19 protein-coding genes and 4 tRNA genes are annotated in these 21,652 nt (G+C 54.2%); 13 read left to right on the top strand and 10 right to left on the bottom strand.

Annotated elements, in window-relative coordinates:
* Positions 1-59: 59 nt before the first annotated feature.
* The 6 genes from MHFGQ_RS12805 to MHFGQ_RS12780 all read left to right on the top strand — a co-directional run bounded on the left by MHFGQ_RS12805 (position 60) and on the right by MHFGQ_RS12780 (position 8,510).
* Entirely contained in the window at positions 60-1,448 is a 1,389-nt protein-coding gene (locus MHFGQ_RS12805; RefSeq protein ID WP_106005348.1) for an NAD(P)/FAD-dependent oxidoreductase, read from the top strand.
* 64 nt (positions 1,449-1,512) lie between these two features.
* On the top strand, positions 1,513-2,796 hold the full coding sequence (locus MHFGQ_RS12800) for an adenylosuccinate synthase (RefSeq protein WP_106005349.1): 1,284 nt from the start codon (positions 1,513-1,515) through the stop codon (positions 2,794-2,796).
* Between the two features lie 280 nt (positions 2,797-3,076).
* Entirely contained in the window at positions 3,077-4,846 is a 1,770-nt protein-coding gene (locus MHFGQ_RS12795; protein ID WP_106005350.1) for an L-lactate permease, read from the top strand.
* A 188-nt stretch (positions 4,847-5,034) separates the two neighbouring features.
* Positions 5,035-5,598, top strand: a complete 564-nt coding sequence (locus tag MHFGQ_RS12790) for a LutC/YkgG family protein (protein WP_106005351.1) — start codon at positions 5,035-5,037, stop codon at positions 5,596-5,598.
* On the top strand, positions 5,588-7,750 hold the full coding sequence (ldhH, locus tag MHFGQ_RS12785; RefSeq protein WP_106005352.1) for an L-lactate dehydrogenase (quinone) large subunit LdhH: 2,163 nt from the start codon (positions 5,588-5,590) through the stop codon (positions 7,748-7,750). The genes MHFGQ_RS12790 and ldhH overlap by 11 nt, the downstream gene beginning before the upstream one ends.
* A 58-nt stretch (positions 7,751-7,808) precedes the next feature.
* Positions 7,809-8,510, top strand: coding sequence for a FadR/GntR family transcriptional regulator (locus MHFGQ_RS12780; RefSeq protein WP_106005353.1), 702 nt, complete (start codon positions 7,809-7,811; stop codon positions 8,508-8,510).
* A gap of 70 nt (positions 8,511-8,580) precedes the next feature.
* On the opposite strand, the gene MHFGQ_RS12775 is transcribed toward MHFGQ_RS12780, so the two are convergent.
* The 7 genes from MHFGQ_RS12775 to MHFGQ_RS12745 form a co-directional block, all read right to left on the bottom strand.
* Complete coding sequence (locus MHFGQ_RS12775) at positions 8,581-8,865, bottom strand: DUF2442 domain-containing protein (RefSeq protein WP_106005354.1); 285 nt, start codon at positions 8,863-8,865, stop codon at positions 8,581-8,583.
* A 13-nt stretch (positions 8,866-8,878) separates the two neighbouring features.
* Complete coding sequence (locus MHFGQ_RS12770; protein WP_106005355.1) at positions 8,879-9,139, bottom strand: DUF4160 domain-containing protein; 261 nt, start codon at positions 9,137-9,139, stop codon at positions 8,879-8,881.
* Between the two features lie 155 nt (positions 9,140-9,294).
* Positions 9,295-9,371 (bottom strand) — tRNA-Asp (locus MHFGQ_RS12765).
* Between the two features lie 5 nt (positions 9,372-9,376).
* Positions 9,377-9,451, bottom strand: a tRNA-Glu gene (locus MHFGQ_RS12760).
* Between the two features lie 7 nt (positions 9,452-9,458).
* Positions 9,459-9,534: transfer RNA gene (locus tag MHFGQ_RS12755), tRNA-Lys, on the bottom strand.
* Between the two features lie 95 nt (positions 9,535-9,629).
* Positions 9,630-10,052 (bottom strand): type II toxin-antitoxin system VapC family toxin, encoded by a 423-nt coding sequence (locus MHFGQ_RS12750; RefSeq protein ID WP_106005356.1) that lies wholly within the window; start codon positions 10,050-10,052, stop codon positions 9,630-9,632.
* An 8-nt stretch (positions 10,053-10,060) separates the two neighbouring features.
* A complete protein-coding gene (locus MHFGQ_RS12745; protein ID WP_106005357.1) occupies positions 10,061-10,309 on the bottom strand; it encodes an AbrB/MazE/SpoVT family DNA-binding domain-containing protein in 249 nt (82 codons plus the stop codon).
* A gap of 121 nt (positions 10,310-10,430) precedes the next feature.
* Here MHFGQ_RS12745 and MHFGQ_RS12740 point away from each other — a divergent pair.
* From MHFGQ_RS12740 to MHFGQ_RS12715, 6 genes are all read left to right on the top strand, one after another.
* A tRNA-Gly gene (locus MHFGQ_RS12740) sits at positions 10,431-10,505 on the top strand.
* A 213-nt stretch (positions 10,506-10,718) separates the two neighbouring features.
* Positions 10,719-12,221, top strand: coding sequence for a glucose-6-phosphate dehydrogenase (zwf, locus tag MHFGQ_RS12735; protein ID WP_106005358.1), 1,503 nt, complete (start codon positions 10,719-10,721; stop codon positions 12,219-12,221).
* Complete coding sequence (locus MHFGQ_RS12730; RefSeq protein WP_106005359.1) at positions 12,208-12,858, top strand: cyclase family protein; 651 nt, start codon at positions 12,208-12,210, stop codon at positions 12,856-12,858. The genes zwf and MHFGQ_RS12730 overlap by 14 nt, the downstream gene beginning before the upstream one ends.
* A 132-nt stretch (positions 12,859-12,990) precedes the next feature.
* On the top strand, positions 12,991-15,072 hold the full coding sequence (locus MHFGQ_RS12725; RefSeq protein ID WP_106005360.1) for a sigma-54-dependent Fis family transcriptional regulator: 2,082 nt from the start codon (positions 12,991-12,993) through the stop codon (positions 15,070-15,072).
* Positions 15,073-15,295: 223 nt separating this feature from the next.
* Positions 15,296-15,754 (top strand): OsmC family protein, encoded by a 459-nt coding sequence (locus MHFGQ_RS12720; RefSeq protein WP_106005361.1) that lies wholly within the window; start codon positions 15,296-15,298, stop codon positions 15,752-15,754.
* A 36-nt stretch (positions 15,755-15,790) separates the two neighbouring features.
* A complete protein-coding gene (locus MHFGQ_RS12715; protein ID WP_106005362.1) occupies positions 15,791-17,434 on the top strand; it encodes a sodium:solute symporter family protein in 1,644 nt (547 codons plus the stop codon).
* A 54-nt stretch (positions 17,435-17,488) separates the two neighbouring features.
* Here MHFGQ_RS12715 and MHFGQ_RS12710 read toward each other — a convergent pair whose 3' ends face one another.
* Together MHFGQ_RS12710 and MHFGQ_RS12705 are read right to left on the bottom strand one after the other, a co-directional pair.
* Positions 17,489-18,283: an ABC transporter permease gene (locus MHFGQ_RS12710; RefSeq protein WP_106005363.1), complete on the bottom strand. Its 795-nt coding sequence runs from the start codon at positions 18,281-18,283 to the stop codon at positions 17,489-17,491.
* A gap of 12 nt (positions 18,284-18,295) precedes the next feature.
* Positions 18,296-19,273: an ATP-binding cassette domain-containing protein gene (locus MHFGQ_RS12705; RefSeq protein ID WP_106005364.1), complete on the bottom strand. Its 978-nt coding sequence runs from the start codon at positions 19,271-19,273 to the stop codon at positions 18,296-18,298.
* Positions 19,274-19,411: 138 nt separating this feature from the next.
* Between MHFGQ_RS12705 and MHFGQ_RS12700 the strand changes: the two genes are divergently transcribed.
* On the top strand, positions 19,412-20,119 hold the full coding sequence (locus tag MHFGQ_RS12700) for an N-acetylmuramoyl-L-alanine amidase family protein (RefSeq protein WP_106005480.1): 708 nt from the start codon (positions 19,412-19,414) through the stop codon (positions 20,117-20,119).
* A 54-nt stretch (positions 20,120-20,173) separates the two neighbouring features.
* Here the strand turns inward: MHFGQ_RS12700 and MHFGQ_RS12695 are convergent, their stop codons facing one another.
* On the bottom strand, positions 20,174-21,613 hold the full coding sequence (locus MHFGQ_RS12695) for a carbon starvation CstA family protein (RefSeq protein ID WP_106005365.1): 1,440 nt from the start codon (positions 21,611-21,613) through the stop codon (positions 20,174-20,176).
* Between the last annotated feature and the right edge of the window lie 39 nt (positions 21,614-21,652).

The following is a 21,652-nucleotide window of genomic DNA, read 5'->3' as shown; positions in this document are numbered from 1 at the left end:
CTAATCCCGTTGCAGGGGCTATTTTTTTGCCCGGAAACAGGTTTGAGGAGGGGAGACGGATGGCTGGAAAATATGATGTGGTCATCGTCGGCGCCGGCCCGGCGGGGATTTTTACCGCCCTGGAGCTGGTACGGCAGGAAAGCGGCCTTAAGGTGCTTATCCTGGAGAAGGGACACGGTTTAAAACGCCGGGTATGCCCGTCCAAGGAGACGCGTTCCAGCTGTTTGCACTGCAACCCCTGCTCGGTAGTATCCGGCTGGGGAGGAGCCGGTGCCTTCAGTGACGGTAAATTAACCCTGTCGCCGGAAGTGGGCGGCTGGTTGAGGGAATATATACCGGAAAGGGAAGTCACGGCCTTAATCGAGTATGTCGACGGCGTCTACCGCCATTTCGGGGCGCCGGATAAAGTTTACGGCAGCCCTGACGATGAGCGGATAGCTGACATTCAGCGCCAGGCCATTTTGGCCGATTTGAAGCTCATCCCGGCCCCCATTCGCCACTTGGGGACGGGACGCACCCAGGAAATCCTTCAGGCCATGAAGGATTATTTAGAGGAGCATGGCGTCGAGGTGCGCACGGATACACCGGTGGAAGAAATCCTGGTAAAGGATGGCCGGGTTAGCGGCGTGGTAACTCGTAAGGGAGAAGAAATAGGCGCTCGCTATGTGGTCCTGGCTCCCGGGCGGGAAGGTGCCGACTGGCTGCGCCGGGTGGCCGCCAGTTTAAACCTGAAGCTGGCCGTAAACCCGGTGGACATTGGTGTGCGGGTGGAAGTGCCGGCGGCCGTTATGGAGCATTTAACCAGCGTTATTTATGAATCCAAGTTCATCTTTTATTCCCGGAAATTCGACGACCGGGTACGGACCTTCTGTATGAATCCTTACGGCGAAGTGGTGCTGGAGAACAATGAGGGTCTGGTGACGGTAAACGGCCATTCTTACGCGGATAAAAAGACCGACAACACCAATTTTGCCCTGCTGGTGAGCAAAACCTTCACCGAACCCTTTAAGGAACCCATAGCCTACGGCCGTTATGTGGCCCAGCTGGCCAACCTCCTGGGAGGAGGCGTCCTTGTCCAGCGCCTGGGCGACCTTCTGTCGGGTAGGCGGACCACGGCTGACCGTCTGGAAAAGGGCCTGGTAACACCGACCCTGACGGAAGCCACTCCGGGGGACCTTTCCCTGGTCTTTCCCTACCGGCACCTTACGGCCATTGTAGAGATGCTGGCGGCTATGGATAAAATAGCTCCCGGCGTTTACTCCCGGCACACCCTTCTTTATGGCGTGGAGGTCAAATTTTACTCTTCGCGGTTGAGTTTGAGCCGGGAACTGGAAACAAATATCCGCGGCCTCTATGCGGCCGGCGACGGTGCCGGGGTTACCAGGGGTCTGGCCCAGGCTTCGGCGGCCGGCGTCATTGCCGCCCGGGCTATTATGACCGGCGACTGAGGGCGGATTGTTGGGTGACCTCTATGGCGATAATAGATAATAACCTTTGAAAGGCGGTGCTTGCATGGCGGCGGTAGTCCTGGTGGGAGCCCAATGGGGCGACGAAGGCAAGGGTAAAATTACTGATTACCTGGCGGAAAAGGCGGAAGTGGTTGTCCGCTACCAGGGAGGTAGCAACGCCGGCCATACGGTAATGGTCGAGGAACAGGAATTCAGACTGCACCTGGTCCCTTCCGGCATCCTCTATCCCGGCAAGCTCTGCCTTATCGGCAACGGCGTGGTTGTCGATCCGGCCGTTCTAGTTAAAGAGCTGGACGGCCTGGCGGAGCGCGGCGTTGATACGGCGGCATTAAGGATCAGCAATCGGGCCCACCTTATTTTACCGTATCATAAAGGGCTAGATGTTGCCGAGGAGGAACGCCGGGGCGACGCAAGGATCGGTACCACCGGTCGGGGCATCGGACCTGCCTACGTAGATAAAACGGCCCGGACGGGCATCCGGGTGGGCGATCTCCTTGACTGGGATGGATTTCGGGAAAAACTGGCCCGCAACCTGGCCGCCGCCAATGAAGTGATGGAGAAGATTTACGGCCGGCCGGGTTATGACCTGGACGCAGTCCTCGAAGAGTATGCCGGTTATGCCCGGCGCCTTAAACCCCTTATCGCCGACACCGTGCGCCTGATCAACGATGCCCTGCGTGAGGGCCGCCGGGTCCTTTTTGAAGGAGCCCAGGGTACACTTTTGGACCTGGATCAGGGGACTTATCCCTTTGTGACTTCTTCCTATCCGACGGCCGGCGGTGCCTGCATCGGCGCCGGTGTCGGCCCGACCAGGATTGACAAGGTACTGGGGGTGGCCAAGGCCTATACCACCCGAGTAGGCGCCGGTCCTTTCCCGGCCGAGGCGAAGGACGATATCGGGGATATGCTGCGGGAACGTGGCAGGGAATATGGAACGACCACCGGGCGGCCGCGGCGCTGCGGCTGGCTGGATGCGGTTATCTTGCGCCATGCCGCCGAAGTCAACGGTCTGACGGGTCTGGCTTTGACCAAACTGGATGTGCTGACGGGTATTGAGCCTTTGCGCATCTGCACCGGTTATCGTTATGGCGGCGAGGTGCTGAAGGACTTTCCTGCCGCCCTGAAAGTCCTGGAGCAGTGCCAACCGGTCTATGAAGAACTTCCCGGTTGGCAGGAAGACATCAGCAACGCCAGAACCTTAGCCGATCTACCGCCTGCCTGCCGGGGTTATATCCGCCGGGTAGAAGAACTGACTGGCGTACCCGTGCAGATCGTGGCCGTGGGGCCGCAGCGGAAACAGACAATTATTTTAGAAGATCCTTTTTAAAGCCCGTGTTTTTGATGGCCGGCCCGAGGAGGCCGGTTTTTTCTTTCCAGGTATGTGAAAAGGAAGACAAGCATTAAATGTATCAGGTATTGAAATTGCCTTAAAAAAGGTTTAACATAAAACTTGCCTGACAATCCAGTCAGGTTGTTCTAAAATTATAATAAGGAGGTGTTGGAGGAGGGGTATCCATTTGCTGGATACATTTTTTAAGAGTTTTCTGGTCTGATCACCTGGACATCTTAGCAGTAAATTCAGAAATATCCGGGAGGTACTAACGATAATGCCCTGGGTGCAAGTTTATGATCCGGTAAATAATCTTGCCCTTTCAGCCCTGTTGGCGGCGCTACCTATTCTTTTCCTCTTTTACGCTTTGGCGGTGCAAAAAATGAAGGGCCATATTGCCGGCCTCTTGACGGTAATTGTAGCCATTGTCGTCGCCGTTGTCGGTTATCGTATGCCTCTGAACCTCGCCCTCCTTTCCTTTATTGACGGCGGGCTTTACGGTTTGTTTCCCATTGGTTGGATTGTGGTAACGGCGGTATTTTTATACCAAATAACTGTAAAAACCGGACAGTTTGAAATTATTAAGGATTCCATTGCCGGAATTACCGAGGATCGCAGGCTGCAGGCTTTGCTTATCGCCTTTTCCTTCGGCGCCTTCCTTGAGGGCTCGGCCGGTTTCGGCGCGCCGGTGGCCATTACTGCCGCCATGCTGGCCGGTTTGGGCTTTAACCCCGTTTATGCCGCCAGCATCTGTCTACTGGCCAACACCGCGCCCGTGGCCTTTGGGGCCATTGGGGTACCCGTCCTGACCCTGGGCCAGGTAGCGGGGATAGATCCGATGCTTTTGAGCAAAATGATCGGCAGGCAGCTCCCCTTCCTCTCCATTCTGGTACCGTTCTGGCTGGTGGCCATCATGTCGGGATGGAAGGGCGTTAAAGAAACATGGCCGGCCTGCCTGGTAAGTGGCGGTTCCTTCGCCGTAGCCCAGTGGTTTTCTTCTAACTATTTAAGTCCGATGCTGCCCGACATTATTTCTTCCCTCTTCTCCCTCGTCTGCCTCATCTTGCTCCTGCGGGTCTGGCAGCCCCGTAATATCTGGCGTTTCACCAATGAACGCGCTTCGGAAAAGTTCACTCGCCATTCACCCGGTGCCATTCTTAAGGCGTGGGCTCCCTTCATCGTTCTTACCTTGATGGTGGCCGACTGGGGTACCGGACAGGTAAAAGCCGTGCTGGATCAGGTCACCCTCAAATTCCCCATTCCGGGGCTGCACCAGGCCGTCGTTAAGGCGGGCGGTGAGCCCATGGCGGCTATCTTTACTTTTAACTGGCTGTCCGCCCCGGGTACGGGAATCTTGATTGCCGCCTTTATAACCATGTTGCTTCTCAACATGCGTTTCGGCGAGTGGCTGCGCCTTTTCGGCGAAACGCTGCATGAACTCCGTTACGCCATCTTGACCATGTTTTTGGTGTTAGGTTTTGCTTATATTGCCAACTTTTCCGGGATGAGCACCACTTTGGGACAGGCACTTACGGTAACCGGTAAGGTGTTTCCCTTTGTAGCGCCATTCCTGGGCTGGCTCGGGGTCTTCATTACCGGAAGCGATACTTCGGCCAATGCCCTTTTTGGAAAACTGCAGTATGTTACCGCCCAAAACATCGGCGTCGATCCGGTGCTTACAGTTGCGGCCAACTCCTCGGGCGGCGTCACGGGAAAAATGATCTCGCCCCAGAGCATTGCCGTGGCTACAGCGGCTACGGGTCAGGTGGGACGGGAAGGAGAGCTTTTCCGTTTCGCCATAGTTCCCAGCTTGTTAATGACAGTGTTTATCAGCATCATTACCCTTCTCCAGGCTTACGTCTTTAGGTGGATGATCCCGGTCCACGGCGAGCTGTCCCCCCAGGCGGCTGTTGTTGCCGCGGCCAGCAAATCCGAAGGCATAATGATCCTTGCTGGCACCCTGGTGGTGATTGTCTTTTTGGCATTAATCGTAGCCTTCAGCAATCGCCATATGACCCGGCGCGAGGTATATACACCGGGTAAATAAAAGTATCAAGCTTGCCCCGCTGAGGCGGGGCTTTTTTGCTTTCTGCAGGAGAAAAACAAAAAAGATATATTGAATTGTAGCAAAAAAATGTTATAATAAAACCATCAGGTGGTCAGGCCGGACGAAAATGTCAAATCTTTTTGAGCCTTACGACATTGTGAAGACATCCACAAATGGGGGGTTGCTTCTTGGCCCAGGAAGATTTAATTGCCGCCTTTACCCGTCAGGCCGGAGTTATGGGAGCCCAGATTTTGCCGGTAGAAGGCAGACGGGAATTAGGGAAGGCCCTTGCCGAGGCATTAAAGCCCTGCGGCCGACGCGCGGCGTTGTTTGCTTCGCCCCTCGTCAGGGAAACAAACTTAGAGGAAGCCTTGACGGCGGCCGGGTTTACCGTGGAAAAGGATGGTCCTGATTTCGCCCGCGAGGCGGACGTCGGTATTGTAGAATTCGATTACGGTATCGCTGAAACGGGGACGCTGGCCATGGACGCTACCGCTTTAAAGGCGCGCCTAGCAGCCATGTTGCCCCTTACCTGCGTTGCTCTGCTACGGACGAAACGGATAAGGGCCAATTTGACCGAAGTGATAGAAGCTTATCTGGAACGGGGCAGTTGGCCGGGGTATTTCACCCTGGTTACAGGCCCCAGCCGTACGGCCGATATTGAACGCAGCCTGACGATCGGCGTGCACGGGCCGGAGCGGTTACTGATCGTTCTGGTGGGAGACGAGGGAGGCGACGACCGTGGCCGCTAAAGAATTTAGAGAACGGCTCCATAAGGCCTTGAATAATGCCAGCCTGCGGGGCGCCCTGGAACGTTTTGCCGATTCCTATATCATTTCCCGGGAAGAGGTTTATAGGGGCAAGGATTTCGCCGCCCTGCGGGAAAAGATTGCCGCCATCAAGGGCGACGCCGCCGGACGTTATGAAGAACTAGCCGCCCAGTTTACCCGGGCGGTGGAGGCCAGGGGAGGAAAGGTATTTCGCGCTCACGATGCTGCGGCCGCGCGGGAGTATATTTACCAGGTGGCTAAGGAACACGGGGTAACTGACGTCGTAAAATCAAAGTCCTTCGCTTCGGAAGAGATCCACCTCAACGAGTATCTTCAGGAGCGGGGTATCACCCCCCATGAAACCGATCTGGCAGAGTGGATTTTGCAGCTCATGCCCGGGGAACGACCGTCCCATATGGTCATGCCGGCCATTCACCTGCCCAAGGAAGAGGTGGCCCGGGTCTTCAGCCGTTACCTGGGAGAGCCGGTGGAGCCGGATATTAAAAATATGGTGCGCATCGCCCGGCGCGAGCTCAGGAAAAAGTTCCTTACCGCCGGTATGGGTATCAGCGGCGCCAATATTGCTGTGGCCGAAACGGGAACTATAGTCATCTGCACCAATGAGGGCAATGCCCGCTTGGCCACCACCGTCCCTCCGGTCCATGTGGCCATCGTCGGCTACGAAAAGCTGGTGCCGAAGCTAAAAGACATCGTGCCCATCCTTGAGGCCCTGCCCCGCAGCGGTACGGCCCAGCCCATTACCAGCTACGTAACCATGATAACCGGTCCAGTGCCGGCCCGGAAGGGCGACGGCGAGGGAATAAAGGAACTGCACGTGGTCCTTTTGGACAACGGCCGTACCCGCATGGCGGCTGATCCCGTCTTTAAGGAAGCCCTCCAATGCATCCGCTGCGCCTCCTGCACCAACGTCTGTCCCGTCTTCCAGCTCGTCAGCGGGCAGGTATACGGTTATATTTACAGCGGCGGCATTGGCAGTATTCTAACGGCCTTCTTCAACTCCCTGGAGGATGCCGCCGACCCCCAGAGCCTCTGTATCGGCTGTCGACGCTGCGCCGAAGTCTGCCCGGCCAAGATAAACATTCCGGATCTCGTCTTAAAACTGCGGGAGCGGGTGGTGGAGAAACAGGGGCTTTCCAGGGCGTATCGTATTGCCCTCCACGGGGTGGTGGCCAAACCGAGGCTTATGCACACCATGCTGCGGGCGGCTTCCCGCCTTCAGGGGCCGGTGACCCACGGCCGGCCCTTCATCCGGCACCTCCCCCTTTATTTCAGCAGTTTTACCGAGGGGCGGAGCCTGCCGGCCATTGCCCGGGTACCCCTGCGGGACAGGGTGAAAAACCTGGAAGGTGCTTTACGCAAGTCCCGCCTGCGGGCGGCCTTTTACAGTGGCTGCGTCATTGATTTCGTCTACCCCGAAATCGGGGAAGCCGTTTATAAGGTGCTGGGACGGGAAGGGGTGGAGGTGACCTTTCCCCAGGGGCAGGCCTGCTGTGGCGCGCCCGCCATTTATGCCGGCGATCGGGAAACAGCGGTTAGCTTGGCCAAGCTCAATATTGCCGCCCTGGAAGAAGCCAAGGCCGACGTAATCGTTACCGCCTGTCCTACCTGTGCCGTGGCCCTGAAGAAAAACTTTATCGAGCTTCTGGCCGGGGACCCGGCCTGGGAAGGGCGGGCAAAAGACTTGGCGGCCAGGGTTAAAGACTTCACCCAGCTCGTCCATGAGCTCAAGAAGAGCGAAGGGTCTGCCCCCGAAGGCAAAGGACGAGACAGGGGCATCGTTAAAGTCACCTATCATGATTCCTGCCATTTCAAGCGACACCTGGGGCTGGACAGGGCGGCGCGAGAGGTTTTGACAAGCCAACCCGGCATCGAATTGGTAGAGATGCGGGAGAGCGACCGCTGCTGCGGTTTCGGCGGTTCTTACAGCGTCAAATATCCGGAAATCAGCCGCCCTATCCTCGAACGCAAACTTAAAAATATCATGGCGAGCGGGGCGGAAATAGTGGCCACCGACTGTCCGGGCTGCATTCTCCAGCTCCGCGGCGGCCTGGATCAGACGGGTAGCGATATTCAGGTCAAGCACACGGCGGAAATACTTGCAAATAAAGATTGAAAAACGGTAAAATGGGCTTCAAGAAAAAGACGTTTGGGGTGCCTGGGGTGGGGACGTGGTGGAGTTAAAGCCTATCCGGCCTAAAAAGATCTACGAAGAGATCGTCCGGCAGATAAAAGATCTCATCGGCGAAGGCAATTTAAAACCCGGCGATCGTCTGCCTTCAGAACGGGAACTGTCCGAGCGTCTGGGCGTCAGCCGCGCCTCTGTGCGGGAGGCCTTAAGCGCCCTGGCGGCCATGGGGGTTATCGACATTCGGCCCGGGGAAGGTACCTTCGTGCAGAACGTTCGTCGCGAGGCCATCGTGGAACCCCTGGCCATGGCCCTGCTCATGGACCGCCAGGCGGCCATGGAGCTCCTGGAAGCGCGCCAGGCCCTGGAAGGCGAGGCCGCCTATCTTGCGGCCTGCCGCGCCGGCCCGGAAGATATAGAAAAAATGGCCGCTATCTTAAAAGAAATGGACGGCGACCTTAAGAAAGGCACTTTGGGAGAAGAGGCCGACCTGCGCTTTCACCTGGCCATAGCTGAGGCGGCCCGCAATTCGGTTCTCGCCAAACTCATGCATACGGTTTCCGACACCATGCGTCAGGCCCTGCGTACCAGCCGTCAGCGCCTTTATACCACTCCGGGCAATCCCGAACTGCTTTTCGAGCAGCATAAACAAATTTTCGAAGCCATAAAAAATCAAAAGCCCCGGGCAGCCCGGCGGGCCATCTGCCAACACCTGCGCTTTGTCGAGCGAGAATTGCAAAAGGAATAGGAGAACTGCCGGCCGGACCTTCTTTAGCGGGATAATATGCATTAGACCCACCGGGGACATCCAGGTGGGTCTAATGAATCATATCGCTGGTTATGTCTTCGGCATTATATAATGTCCAGGGATCAATGGTCAGGCAGTTGGTTTCATCCCTTTTTCCGGTTAAATCCCAGGCCGCAGTATTATCCAGGATCGTTAAAGTGTTTTTAAAAACCTCTTTATCTCTTAAGGGTTCAAAAACTCCGTATAAAAGTTTTTTCATATCGTAACGGGTCACTTTGCCGTCCACGAACTGGCAGATAATGGCGTAATCCCTTTCTTTATCAGCATATACTTGGATTAATGCAGGGGGGATCATTTTTATCACGCTCCTATCTGAGGGGATCGATTTTAAACAGCTCTTTTTTATGATAAGCATTATGCCAGTTATCCATTAATTCATCCTGGTGCAGAAAGGTCCAGGCTATAACCAAACTCGCCTGTTTTTTTGGAAGCTGGCCTTTAATAATTACCGCCTTTTGAATATCAACAATGGCATGGTATTCTCCGTATTCTACGTGGAAATGAGGTGGTAAATGTTCGTCATAAAACATTGAAATCTTGATGCCATAGAACCAGCTAATTTGTACCATAGAAAACACCTTCCCGCATTGCCTGCAAACCCTGCCGGTACATTCTCGAAAATTATTACAGTCTCATCATTCCCTAAAAACTGCTTATGCCTGTACTTTTATTATACCATGCTATACGTATCAAAAAAGCCCCTTCCCGGGGCTTTTAAATATCCTGGCGGAGCCGACGGGAATTGAACCCGCGATCTCCGGCGTGACAGGCCGGCATGTTAGACCGCTACACTACGGCTCCTGGTTTGGTGACCCGTGGGGGAATCGAACCCCCGTTACGAGCGTGAAAGGCTCGTGTCTTAACCTCTTGACCAACGGGCCATATATCTGGTGAGCCATGGTGGATTCGAACCACCGACACCCTGATTAAAAGTCAGGTGCTCTACCGCCTGAGCTAATGGCCCACAGGTTAGTATATTACATGCTTATTTCATCCCTGTCAAGAGGAAATCGGCTGCATGGCAAAAGATGTGGCCGTCTAATTTTAAAAGCTGGTACCTTAAACAGGAGTAGCGTTACCTATCCAGATAATCTCGAAAGCAAGTTTTGGTGCCAACTTGCGGATTTCTGGATCACCGGTTATAATCGGTGCTTGCAGCTCTTGGGCCAGGGAAACAGCGAATGAATCGGCATAGGATAATCCCCCGAGGGCCTTTACCCGGGCTGCTTCTTTAATCCTTGTCCAGGGGCAGTCAATTAGGGTTATGCTTTCATCGGCGCAAATAGTTTCGATTAATTCACTGGCAGCTTTTTCACCTTTTTTCCTCAGGACTATATAATAGGCCTCACCTAAATTGATAAGGCTCAAGAAGCTCATCTTTGTATCGTCGCTTATAATATCCGCTACTACTTGGGCACCGGGTTCATCTTCCAACAAGGCCAGAATAGCATACGTATCGAGAACAAATTTTGTTATTTCCATAAACCGCTTTACCTTCTTTCGCGGGATCGCTCAGCAGTTCTTTCTTTTATCAAAGCTGTAGTAAGCTTGTCGGCAGGATTACTGCTTTTATATTTACCGCGCAACTTCAGGAGGGGGTGCCTGGGAAGCGGTCGCAGGATTATAACACCATTACTATCTTCCACCGCCAGCTGGTCACCTTTTTTAAGACCATAATTTTTACGTATTTCCAGGGGAATAACAATCTGGCCTTTTTGGGAAATGGTTATTTTATACATTGTTCTTACCACCTTTATTTGTCTTACTAAAGAAATTATACTACTGACTTAAACGTTAAGCAAGTACTATACTTTAATCTTGACACCCTCAAGGTAAGGGAGTAAAATATAAATGTAAAATGCGGAAGTAGCTCAGTGGTAGAGCATCGGCTTCCCAAGCCGAGGGTCGCGGGTTCGAATCCCGTTTTCCGCTCCACAATAATAACGTTATCCAGTCGGTCTACCTAGAAAAGGGTAGACCGACATTGTTATTAGGGGGGCAAAAAGCTTCCCTGGCCTACCTGCTGCTGGCCGTCCGGGGGCGAGGGGCAAGGGTTTCTAAAACCATGTCGCAGCGCGCTTAATACTATAAAAATAGGGCCCATGGAGCAAAATAGTTAGAAAGCTGTGTTAAGGAAGGCGATTGGACATGGGCCTGGGAAAGCCGGATAATTGCGTGCTGGTGATTTTCGGGGGTACGGGGGATCTGGCCCGCCGTAAGCTTTATCCGGCCCTATATAACCTTCATGTCGACGGGTTTCTGCCGGACGCCGTGGGGATCATTGCCGTGGGGCGGCGCGGGTTTACGCGGGAGAGTTTTCACGATGAGATAGTCTTACCCTCTCTTAAAAAATTTTCCCGCCGCGCCTCTGAACTGGATGCTTTTTTTAAGGATTTCGCCGACCGTTTATACTATTTCCAGGCCGATATTTATGACGAGGAAGGCTATAAACGCTTTAAACGGTTCCTGACAGAACTGGAGGATGCGACCGGTTGCACAGGGAATCGTATTTTCTACTTAGCTGTGGCGCCGGAACACTTCGGCCCTGTAGTGCGGGGTTTGCAGGATGCGGAAATGATACCGGCGCCGGGATGGCAAAGGGTCGTTATTGAGAAACCCTTCGGTTATGATCTGCCTTCGGCGGCGGAATTAAACCGCCATCTGCGGGCGGCCTTCAGGGAGGAAGAAATTTACCGCATTGACCATTATTTAGGCAAAGAAATGATTCAAAATATAATGGTCATCCGCTTCGCCAATACCTTTTTTGAACCGGTTTGGAACAATAAATATATCGACAACGTTCAGATTACGTCGGCGGAAAGGGTGGGGGTAGAAGATCGGGGCGATTATTACGACAGAGCGGGAGCCTTGCGGGATATGGTGCAGAACCACCTCCTGCAACTGGTAACCCTGGTGGCTATGGAACCGCCGGCCAGCCTGGCTACGGAAGACATCCACGACGAGAAGGTAAAGGTGCTCCGCTCTTTAAGGCCCATGGATGAAGGGGCAGTCAACAGAAACGTCGTTCGCGGTCAGTACGGGGCCGGAGAAATAAACGGGCAAAAGGTGCTTCCTTACCGTAAAGAAAAGAAAGTATCTCCCGTTTCCAATACAGAGACCTTTGTCGCTTTAAAACTTTTTATTGAAAACTTTCGCTGGGTCGGTGTTCCCTTTTACCTGCGCACGGGCAAGCGCTTACCGGCCAAGGTGACGGAGATCATCATCCAATTTAAATCCCTCCCAGACATCCTTTATTTCAAGGAATACGGCGAGCTGCGCCCCAATCTTCTGGTCATCCGCGTTCAGCCTCTGGAAGGCATTTATGTTCAACTTAATGCGAAACGCCCGGGGAATAATAATTACATCATACCTATCCGGCTGGATTTCTGCCAGAACTGCGAGGTGGGGGTCAATTCCCCCGAGGCCTATGAGCGGCTGCTTTACGATGTAATGCGGGGAGACCCAACCCTTTTCACCCGCTGGGATGAGGTAGAGGCGGCATGGCGCTTTGTAGATCCCATCGCCGCCGCCTGGGCTGCGAGACCCCCACTTTTTCCCAATTACGCCGCCGGCCAGTGGGGACCACCGGCGGCCCAGGAACTTGTAATCCGGGATGGACGTTACTGGTGGCAGGAACATGAGATGCAATAGGAAGGATGAAGACGTGCCCATCTACGATATATCCATGCCCGTATATTACGGCATGCCCGTATATAAAAATAGGGCGGAAAAACAGCCGCAGGTAGAAGTAACCCGCAACTACGAAGAGGGCGTTAGGGAAACCAGGTGGCTTCTTGACAGCCATACCGGCACCCATATCGACGCTCCTGCCCATGTATTCGCCGGGGGTATGACCATCGATGGGTTAGATTTGTCCCTTTTAATCGGATCCTGCCGGGTGCTGGATTTGACGGCGGCTAAGGAGCGAATATCGGCAGCGGCTTTGGAGGGTCAAGATATCCGTCCGGGCGACTTTATTCTTTTTAAAACCAAAAACTCCTGGGAAACCGGCAATGAATCCAGTTTTGTGTACCTGGACGCTGGGGCCGCCGTCTATCTTGTGAAAAAAGGGGTGCGCGGCGTCGGGCTTGATGCCCTGGGGATAGAACGCGATCAGCCGGGTCATCCCGCCCACCGCATTTTGTTGGAAAATGGAGTTATAATTATAGAGGGACTGCGTTTAAAAGACATACCTGCGGGCGTTTATCAAATGGTTGCTCTACCGCTTCTCCTTAAAGGGGCAGAAGCCGCGCCGGCCCGGGTGGTACTGTGCGCCTGGACTATATAACAGTGTTCCTGGAGTGGGAAGTGGCCGGTTTGGTTATGGTCCATTTCTGAACCACCTGCTATAATAGGGGTAGCCTCAAGGGGTACAGTAGTACCCGGGCTATTCCTATTTTTTTAAGGGCAGGTGCCTTCGATGCAGGTCAAACAGGTCATGCTCGACAATCCGGAAACGTTGTATTACTGGCAGACTTTATCGGAGGCCGTAGACCTCTACCGGCGTCAGGAAGTTAACTGCGCTCCGGTGCTGGACGCCGATGGCGAAGTGGTGGGGATAATTACCGTTTTCCGCCTCCTGGAAGCCCTGCAGGAAGGGGCCACCATGTCTACGCCCATTGAAGAGGTTATGGAGCGCAAACTCGTCTGCATTGATGAAGAAACGGGTTTTGAACAGGTGGCCAATCTACCTATCGACCGCCTGATTGTTTTAAACAAGGAACGGCGTCTAAGCGGCGTCCTCACCCGGATTGGTCTTATTAATAAGGTACACCGGGCTTTGGAAAAGACGGAAAGGGAACTGGCGGCAGTACTAGAGGCCGTGCCGAACGGCATCATTGCCGTCGACCGGGAGGGGAAGATATGCCACATCAACCCTGCGGCGGCCCGCTTGCTGGATCTGCCGGCGGGAGCGGTACTAAAGCGACCGGCGGAAACCGTCCTGGCTGCTTCCGGTTTGAACCGCTTTCTTAACCAAACCGTAGGCGACCGGTTTCATAAGGCGCGTGTGGGCCCCAAAACCCTGGCCATCAGGCGCAGCCCGATTACCAGGGACGGTAGGGAACAGGGGATGGTGCTGGTTCTCCAGGACATTTCCGAACTGGAGGCCGTCTCCAGCGAATTAAAGGCGGTCAAATCGTTGAACCGGCAGCTTAAGAGCGTCATCGAAGCCTGCTATGACGGCATGGTTATTGTCGATGGGCAGGGACTGGTTTTAGGGGTAAATGAAGCGTACGGACGCATAATGGGGCCGGAGGAAGGGGCCCTTGTAGTCGGGGAAAAGCTGCGTGGGGAAGCCGACCGGGCTGAAGGGCAGTTGTACCAGCTTTGGAAGCTTGTTCATAGCGGAGGTAAAGCCGTAACGGTCATGTATCAAACGCCTGCCGGCAGGGAGGCCATTCTCACCGGCAGTCCCGTCTTCAATGAGGAGGGGGGCGTTTCCCAGGTTGTCATCACCGTTCGCGACATGACGGAACTGCGCCATCTAAAGGAAGAGGCCCAGCGGGCCGCGGCGGAAATCCGGGCTTTAAGGGCGCAGAACCTGGCTGCTTCCGGGTTAGTATGCGAGAGTCCGAACATGCAAAAGGTGCTGGAACAGGCCTTAAGGGTGGCGGCCGTGGATTCTACCGTCCTTATAACCGGTGAATCCGGCGTCGGCAAAGAAGTCCTTGCCAGGTTTATACACCAACACAGCCACCGTAGCAAAGGGCCTTTTATCGAGATAAACTGCGGCGCCATACCGGAAAACCTGCTGGAATCCGAGCTATTTGGTTATGAGAAGGGCGCCTTTACCGGGGCCAACCGCGAGGGGAAATTAGGCCTCCTGGAGGTGGCTAATAATGGTACGATTTTCTTGGACGAGATAGGGGATTTACCCCTGGGCCTGCAGGTAAAGTTGCTGCGTTTTCTCCAGGAGCAGGTGATTTACCGCCTGGGCGGGCGACAGGCCGTGAAGCTAAACGTTCGGGTTATTGCCGCGACTAATAAGGATCTGGCCGCTATGGTCAAGGAAAAGACCTTCCGTGAAGATTTGTATTATCGTTTAAACGTGGTACCCATAAGGATTCCTCCTTTGCGGGAACGGCGGGAAGACATTTTGCCTCTGGCGAAGTATTTTCTAGAAAGGTTTAACCAAAAGTATGGCACGACAAAACAATTGTCCTTTAAAGCCTGCCGGGTTCTTGAAGCTTACACGTGGCCTGGCAATGTGCGGGAGCTTCAGAACGTCATGGAGCGGGTGGTGATCATGGGTGAAGGGGACGCAATTCTCCCCGAACATTTGCCGATAGATTGCCGGGAAGGAAACGACGGTATTGAGAAGGGTCTGCAGATAAAAGAGATTTTGCCCCTGCAGCAGGCGAGGGAAATGCTGGAACGGGAGCTCATCAACTTGGCCGTTCAAGAGCACGGCACCTTGCGCCGGGCCGCCCGGGCTCTGGGCATTTCCCATTCAACACTTTTGCGTAAAGCCCAGGCTTACGGCCTTCTGGTGCAAAAATGAACCGATATGGTCTGAAAATGAACCGGCTAAAGCCCAAAAAACCTGTCGAATAATAGGGAAACGGAATAATTGTGGTACATGGATAGACCAAAAAAAGAAAATTAACTTCAGTTTATCCCCGCGATTTTAAAGAAGAAGCGGGGATTTTTGTATCCTGGCATGTTTTTTGCAAAACGAAGTATGTGCTTGCGATTACAAGAATAACTGTTGGGAGGAGACCTTTATGGGAAAAGTAACAGTTAACTGGATAGGCAAAATGCAGTTTGTTGGTGACGACGGTGCCGGCCACCAGGTGGCCATGGACGCCAGTCCTGTTTACGGCGGAGAAAACAAAGGCACCCGCCCCATGGACCTGATGCTTATTGCCCTGGGAGGGTGTACGGGCATTGAGGTGACTCACATTTTGCAGAAGATGCGTATTGCCTTTGACCAACTGACGATTACGGTAGAAGGTGAAAGGGCGGAAGACCATCCCAAGATTTTCACCCGTATGCGGGTTGTTTATGAATTTGTAGGCAATAATATTCCCCCGGAAAAAGTAGCCCACGCCATTAAACTGGCCGACGAGGTCTATTGTTCGGCGGCCAATATGATGAAAACGGCCGGAACTATTGAGTACGCTTTCAAAATTAACGGGGAAGAGTATCCCTATCCTTATTTGAAAGAAGCCAGCGCAAGTTAAAGAAAACAATAATAAAGCAGCAGGAGGGAACTGGGCATGAACGCTTATGCCTTTTGGATACTGTTTATGGCGGTCATCTACACCCTGGTTCTTATTATTGCCGGCAACGTGGCCCGGAGCCGGGCCGCCCGTGGCGAAGATTTTTGGGTGGGCGGCCGTAAATTCAAACCCTGGATGGTGGCCGTCTGTATCACCGGTCTTTTTTCCGGGTCTTCATATATTGCCATCCTTGAGCTCGCATATACGACGGGGATCTCGGCGGGCTGGTATGGCGTGGCCGAATTAATCCATGTGATAATTATCGCCCTATTTTTTGTCGTCCCCTTCCGCAAGCGCCTGGTGGTGACCGTTTCGGGTTTGATAGGCGACCGTTATGGGCGAACGGCCAAAGCCATCGCCGGCGCGGTTACGGCCTTTACCTTCCCCATGTACGCTACGGCCAATGCCCTGGCCTTTGCCGCCGCCATGAGCGCCTTTACCGGCATGTCCCTGTCTACCTGGGTAATTTTCAGCGCCATTCTCCTCCTTATCTATCTTCAGGCTGGAGGCATGTGGTCGGTGGTCTTTACCCAGACGGCCAACACCGTAGCCTTTACCTTGATGTTCATCATCGGACTTATCGCCTTCTTTATTAAACCGGGCTTTGCCGGCCTGGCCCAGCTGGCGGCAGACAAACCGGCCATGTTCGGCCTGACCACCGTCGGCCTGCAGACGATACTGGCATGGTTCGGCACCTTCCTGGTCAACGTCTTCCTGGCCCAGGCGGCCTTCCAAATGGCCCTTTCCTGCCGCACCCCGGAAGAAGGGCAGAAGGGTCTCCTGTGGGCGGCTTGGTTTAATATCGTGTTTATCGTCCTGGGGGTCCTCTTCGGTATGGCGGCGGCCGTGGTGGCTCCCGGAGTCGGCCGCGGTCTGGTGGCCGTACCCAAATACCTGGCTCAGGTTTTACCGGCGCCGCTGGTGGGTATTTTCTTCATGGGTATCTGGGCCTGCGCCCTGGGTTGGGGGGCTCCCTGCCAGTTCTCCGGCGCCACCAGCCTGGGAAGGGATGTGGCCTCCTCTTTAAATCCCAATATAAGCGATAAGCAGATGGTCCTCTACACCAAGTGGGCCCTGGTTATATTGACCGTTTTGATGATTATCTTCGGTTTCCTGCGTACGGAACAGGCCGCATGGTGGAACGTCCTGGCTTGGACCTGCCGGAACGGAGCCACCTTTGCCCCCATTATCGGCGTGCTCTTCTGGCCCCTGGCCACCCGCCGGGCGGCAGTCTCCGCCCTTATTGCCGGTTTTGTTTCCGGGATAACTTGGTATCATCTGGGCGGCTGGCATCCGACGAAGTTTTACCTTAACATTCACCCGGTATGGATCGGAATGATCTTTAACGTTTCCGCTTTAACCCTGGTGACTTTGATTGAGCGGGCTGGCACCTACCGCTGGGCGCTGCCGGAAAAAGGCACGGCCAAAAATGTGGGTCTGGGGGCCGTAGTTGCAGGTGTGCTGCTGGCGTTCCTGGCCGTAAAGGAGTTTACCTGGCTTTATACTAAGGGCGTCTTCGGTATGGTTCTATTCCTAATCTTCATCTGTGCCTTCTGTACGGTGATTGCCTTTACGAAAGAAAAAGAGGAAAGCGTAGTATTAGGAGAAGCCACTCCCCAGGCGGGACCTGCGGGCAAATAAGCATAAAGGATTCGTGTTAGTAAATAGGCGTCCGGAAAACCTCCGGACGCTTTTTTATTCCTGGCGGCTAAAGGATATGGAGCCCAGAAAACCCAAGAAAATGGTTAAAGCCGTTACTACGGCCAGATCAAACCTTAAACTATAGTGGACCAGGTACTCCAGAACCCGGGGGTCGGTGCCGGCATAAATCAGGCGCCTTAAAGCATCGACACCGTAGGTTAAGGGATCGATTTTCATTAAAAAACTCATCCAGCCGGGCAAATTTGTCATGGGGAACATAGCACCGCTTAAGAAAAACATGGGATTGACCAGGAAATTCATAAACATCTGGAAGCCTTCCATGGTGGCCATACGGCTGGCAATGGCAATGCCCAGGAAGGTCAGACCCAGGGAGATTAAAAATAAAATTCCCAGGACCTGAAGAATTATAACCGGGCTGAGGGAGACGTTTATTAAAGGGGCAAGGAGCAGCATAATGACGGCCTGAATGATGGCCACCGTGCTGCCTCCCAGGGCCTTACCTATTGCGGTGGCCCAGCGGGGTACGGGGGCCACCAGTACTTCTTTTAAAAAGCCAAATTCCCGGTCCCAGATGATGGATACCCCGGAAAAGATGGAGGTGAAGAGGACGGACATGGCCAATATACCGGGGTACATAAACTGGACGTAGTTAACGGGGATGCCGGCGGGAACGCCCCGGAAGCCCATGGCTGCCGAGATGCCCTGACCGACGATGAGGAGGTAAAGGAGGGGCTGGCCGATCATGCCGATTATACGGCTGCGTTCGCGGATAAAGCGGATAAATTCCCGATACCAGATGGTATATATGGCCCGCAGTGCGGCTTCCATGGTTTTTCCTCCTTAGTGCCGCCGGCGTCCGTGGCGGCGGTTTAAGCGCATAAGTTCTGTTGCAGATATTCTGTCTTCCCGGATAGCGCGTCCCGTAAGGCTTAAAAAAACGTCGTCCAGGGTGGGCCGTCGTAAACTGATGCTGCTGATTTGTCCCCTGAAGTCGGCGGCTAGTTGCGGGATAAAGGCGGCCCCGTCTTCCACCTGAAGGCGCAGGCCTTCTTCCTCTTTTATAACATTTACGTTGTAGCGGGCGGCGATCTCTTTCTGGAGACGGGCGTCGTCGGCGGTTTTCATAGTTATTACATCGCCTCCCACCAGACGTTTTAAATTCTCCGGCGTGTCCAGGGCCTGGATGCGGCCGTGGTCGATAATGGCGATGCGGTCGCAGTTTTCCGCCTCGTCCATATAATGGGTGGTCATAAAGATGGTAATGTTTTTCTCACGACGCAGACGGTGGATGTGCTGCCAGATGGCGTTGCGGGTCTGGGGGTCGAGGCCGACGGTCGGTTCATCAAGGAAGAGAACACGGGGGTGATGGAGGAAGCCGCGGGCGATTTCCAGTCGCCTCCGCATGCCGCCGGAAAAGGTGCGGACGATATCCCGGCGGCGGCCCTCAAGATCCACCATGGCCAGGACTTCCTCCATGCGTTCTTTTATGGCATCACGGGAAAGACCATAGAGAAGACCGTGGAGGAGCAGGTTTTCTTCAGCCGTCAGGCGGTCGTCCAGGGTATTGTCCTGAAAAACCAGGCCGATGGCGCGCCGGACGGCGTCGGGCTGACGGGCGATGTCCAGACCGGCCAGTACGACTCGTCCGGAGGTAGGCTTTAAAAGGGTGCAGAGGATTTTGATGGTCGTCGATTTTCCGGCGCCATTCGGCCCCAGAAAGCCAAAAATCTCGCCTTCTTCAACGTCAAAAGTCACTCCATCGACGGCGGGAATGTCATTAAAGCGTTTAACCAGGTCCTGGACTATGATTACGGCCATAATTTATCTTCCCTTCAGATAGAAGTAGCCGTCGGGCTTTTTTAGTCTTAGTATAACATTGGGGGTATCAAGGAGGAAATAGTTCCCTGGCTTAACGAATTGATCGAGGGCATATTTTTTACGGGGGAGGGCGGGCGAATGGTACGGCGCAAAGCTGATTTATGGCGGCGCGTTTTAGCGGTGGCATTCATTCTACTGACGGTTGCCGTCGTGGTTTCCGTTTTAGGCCGCTACCGGGAATTAAAAAGCGAGCGGGCCGTTCAGGCCCTGTCCTGGGCGGTGGCCGGTCAAGTAGTGGTGGTCGACCCCGGTCACGGCGGGATCGATTCTGGTGCATTGGGTCCTGGAGGGACCCGGGAAGACCAGGTAAATCTGGCCATCAGCCGGTATTTGGCCGAATTTTTAACCCAGGGTGGGGCCCGCGTCTACCTCACCCGCCAGGATGAAAATGTCAACGAAGGGGATTCCGGCGATGATATGGTGGAAAGGGTTGAGCTGGCCCGGAGAGTCGGGGCGGACCTGTTTGTTTCCATTCACTGCAACGCCTTCGACGGCCGGGAAAGCGGGGCCCAGCTGTTTTATGATCCCAAATCGCCGGAGGGCAAGAAACTTGCCGAGGCCATCCAGGCGGAAATCAGGCGCCGTCTGGCCAATACCGATCGAGTGCCTTTAAGCATTGACGCCTATGTTCTGCGTAACCAGAAGATACCGGCCGTTATTGTGGAAGTCGGCTTTATTTCCAATCCCCGGGAGGAAAAGCTCTTAAGGGATCCCCGCTATCAGCGCCAGATGGCCTTTGCCGTATACGCCGGTATTATCGATTACCTTCTCAGCAACCATAAATAAAGGGGCCCGTGCCGGCCGGGCACGGGCTGTCGATTTCTTTGGGCTACTTCATTATTATTTTATAATTTTTGGGTTTACTGCGTCCGAAACGACTTGCCGTCCGTAGGCCCGCCACAAGAAGGCTGCCAGCGCCAGGAAGGCGGCGGCCAGACCCACCGGATAGGAAATGGTGGTGCTCAAGCGCAGGCCTTCGGGGGCCTGAAGGATATAGGTGATGCTGACGGCTGTCATAAAGGTTGCCGGCAGGGTGGCAATCCAGTGGAATCTGCCCTGGCGCACCAAATACAGGGCGGCGGTCCACAGGGCGATCATGGCCAGGGTCTGGTTGGACCAGGCAAAGTAGCGCCATACAATGGTAAAGTCGATTTGACTTAAAATAAAGCCTACGGCGAAAATGGGTACGGCGATTTTATAGCGATTTATGACGGGACCTTGTTTTAAGTTTAAAAATTCGGCGATGGTGAGACGCGCCGCCCGGAAGGCGGTATCGCCGGAAGTGACGGGTAAGACGACGACACCCAGGATGGCCAGAACGCCGCCGACGGTCCCTAGAAGGGTAAAGGAGGCCTTGTTGACTACGCCGGCCGGTCCGCCCAGGTTTTTAAGTCCGTCGGCCAGGCCGCCGGTACTGCCGAAAAAGGCCATGGCTGCTGCGGCCCAGATAAGGGCGATTATCGATTCGGCGATCATGGCTCCATAAAAGACCCGGCGTCCGTAGCGTTCATTTTCTAAACAGCGGGCGATGAGGGGGGACTGGGTGGCGTGGAAGCCGCTAATGGCGCCGCAGGCGATGGTGATAAAGAGGAGGGGCCAGAGGGGTGCGCCCTGGGGATGGAGGTTGACCAGGGTCAGCTCAGGAATGTGATATCCCTCGATCATAATCCCCCCGATAACACCTACGGCCATTATAATGAGGATTGCTCCGAAAAGGGGATAGATCCTGCCGATAATTTTATCAATAGGCAATACCGTGGCCAGGAAATAATAAGCTAAAATAACACCCAGCCAGAAAGAATAATTTAAGCTTTTGGGTGTCAGATTGGCCAGGAGCTGGGCCGGCCCGGTCATAAAAACGGTACCGACCAAAATAAGGACGACGACGGTAAAGATATTTACGAATTGCTTCATTTTTGGGCCGAGATAGCTGCCGACCATGGCCGGTAAATTGGCGCCGTCATGGCGCACGGAAAGCATGCCGACGAGGTAATCGTGAACGGCCCCGGCAAAGATGCCGCCTAACACGATCCAGATAAAGGCAACCGGGCCCCAGAGGGCTCCCTGGATGGCACCGAAAATGGGGCCCAGGCCGGCGATATTTAAAAGTTGGATGAGAAAATCGCGTTTCCAATCGATGGGAACGTAATCAACGCCGTCGTTTAACCGTACCGCCGGGGTGGTCCGGTCGGCCTGGGGGGCGAAGACCTTTTCCACAAAGGCGCCGTAAAGGGCGTAACCCACCAGGAGTATAACTATAGAAGCCCAAAAAGTAATCATGAAGCCTTATACCTCCTCTGGCTGTTTTTCTTTTTTGTA

Source organism: Moorella humiferrea, from assembly GCF_039233145.1.
Taxonomy (GTDB): domain Bacteria; phylum Bacillota; class DSM-521; order Neomoorellales; family Neomoorellaceae; genus Neomoorella; species Neomoorella humiferrea.
Note: the sequence above shows the minus strand (reverse complement) of the source record. Positions and strands in the feature narration are given on the sequence as shown.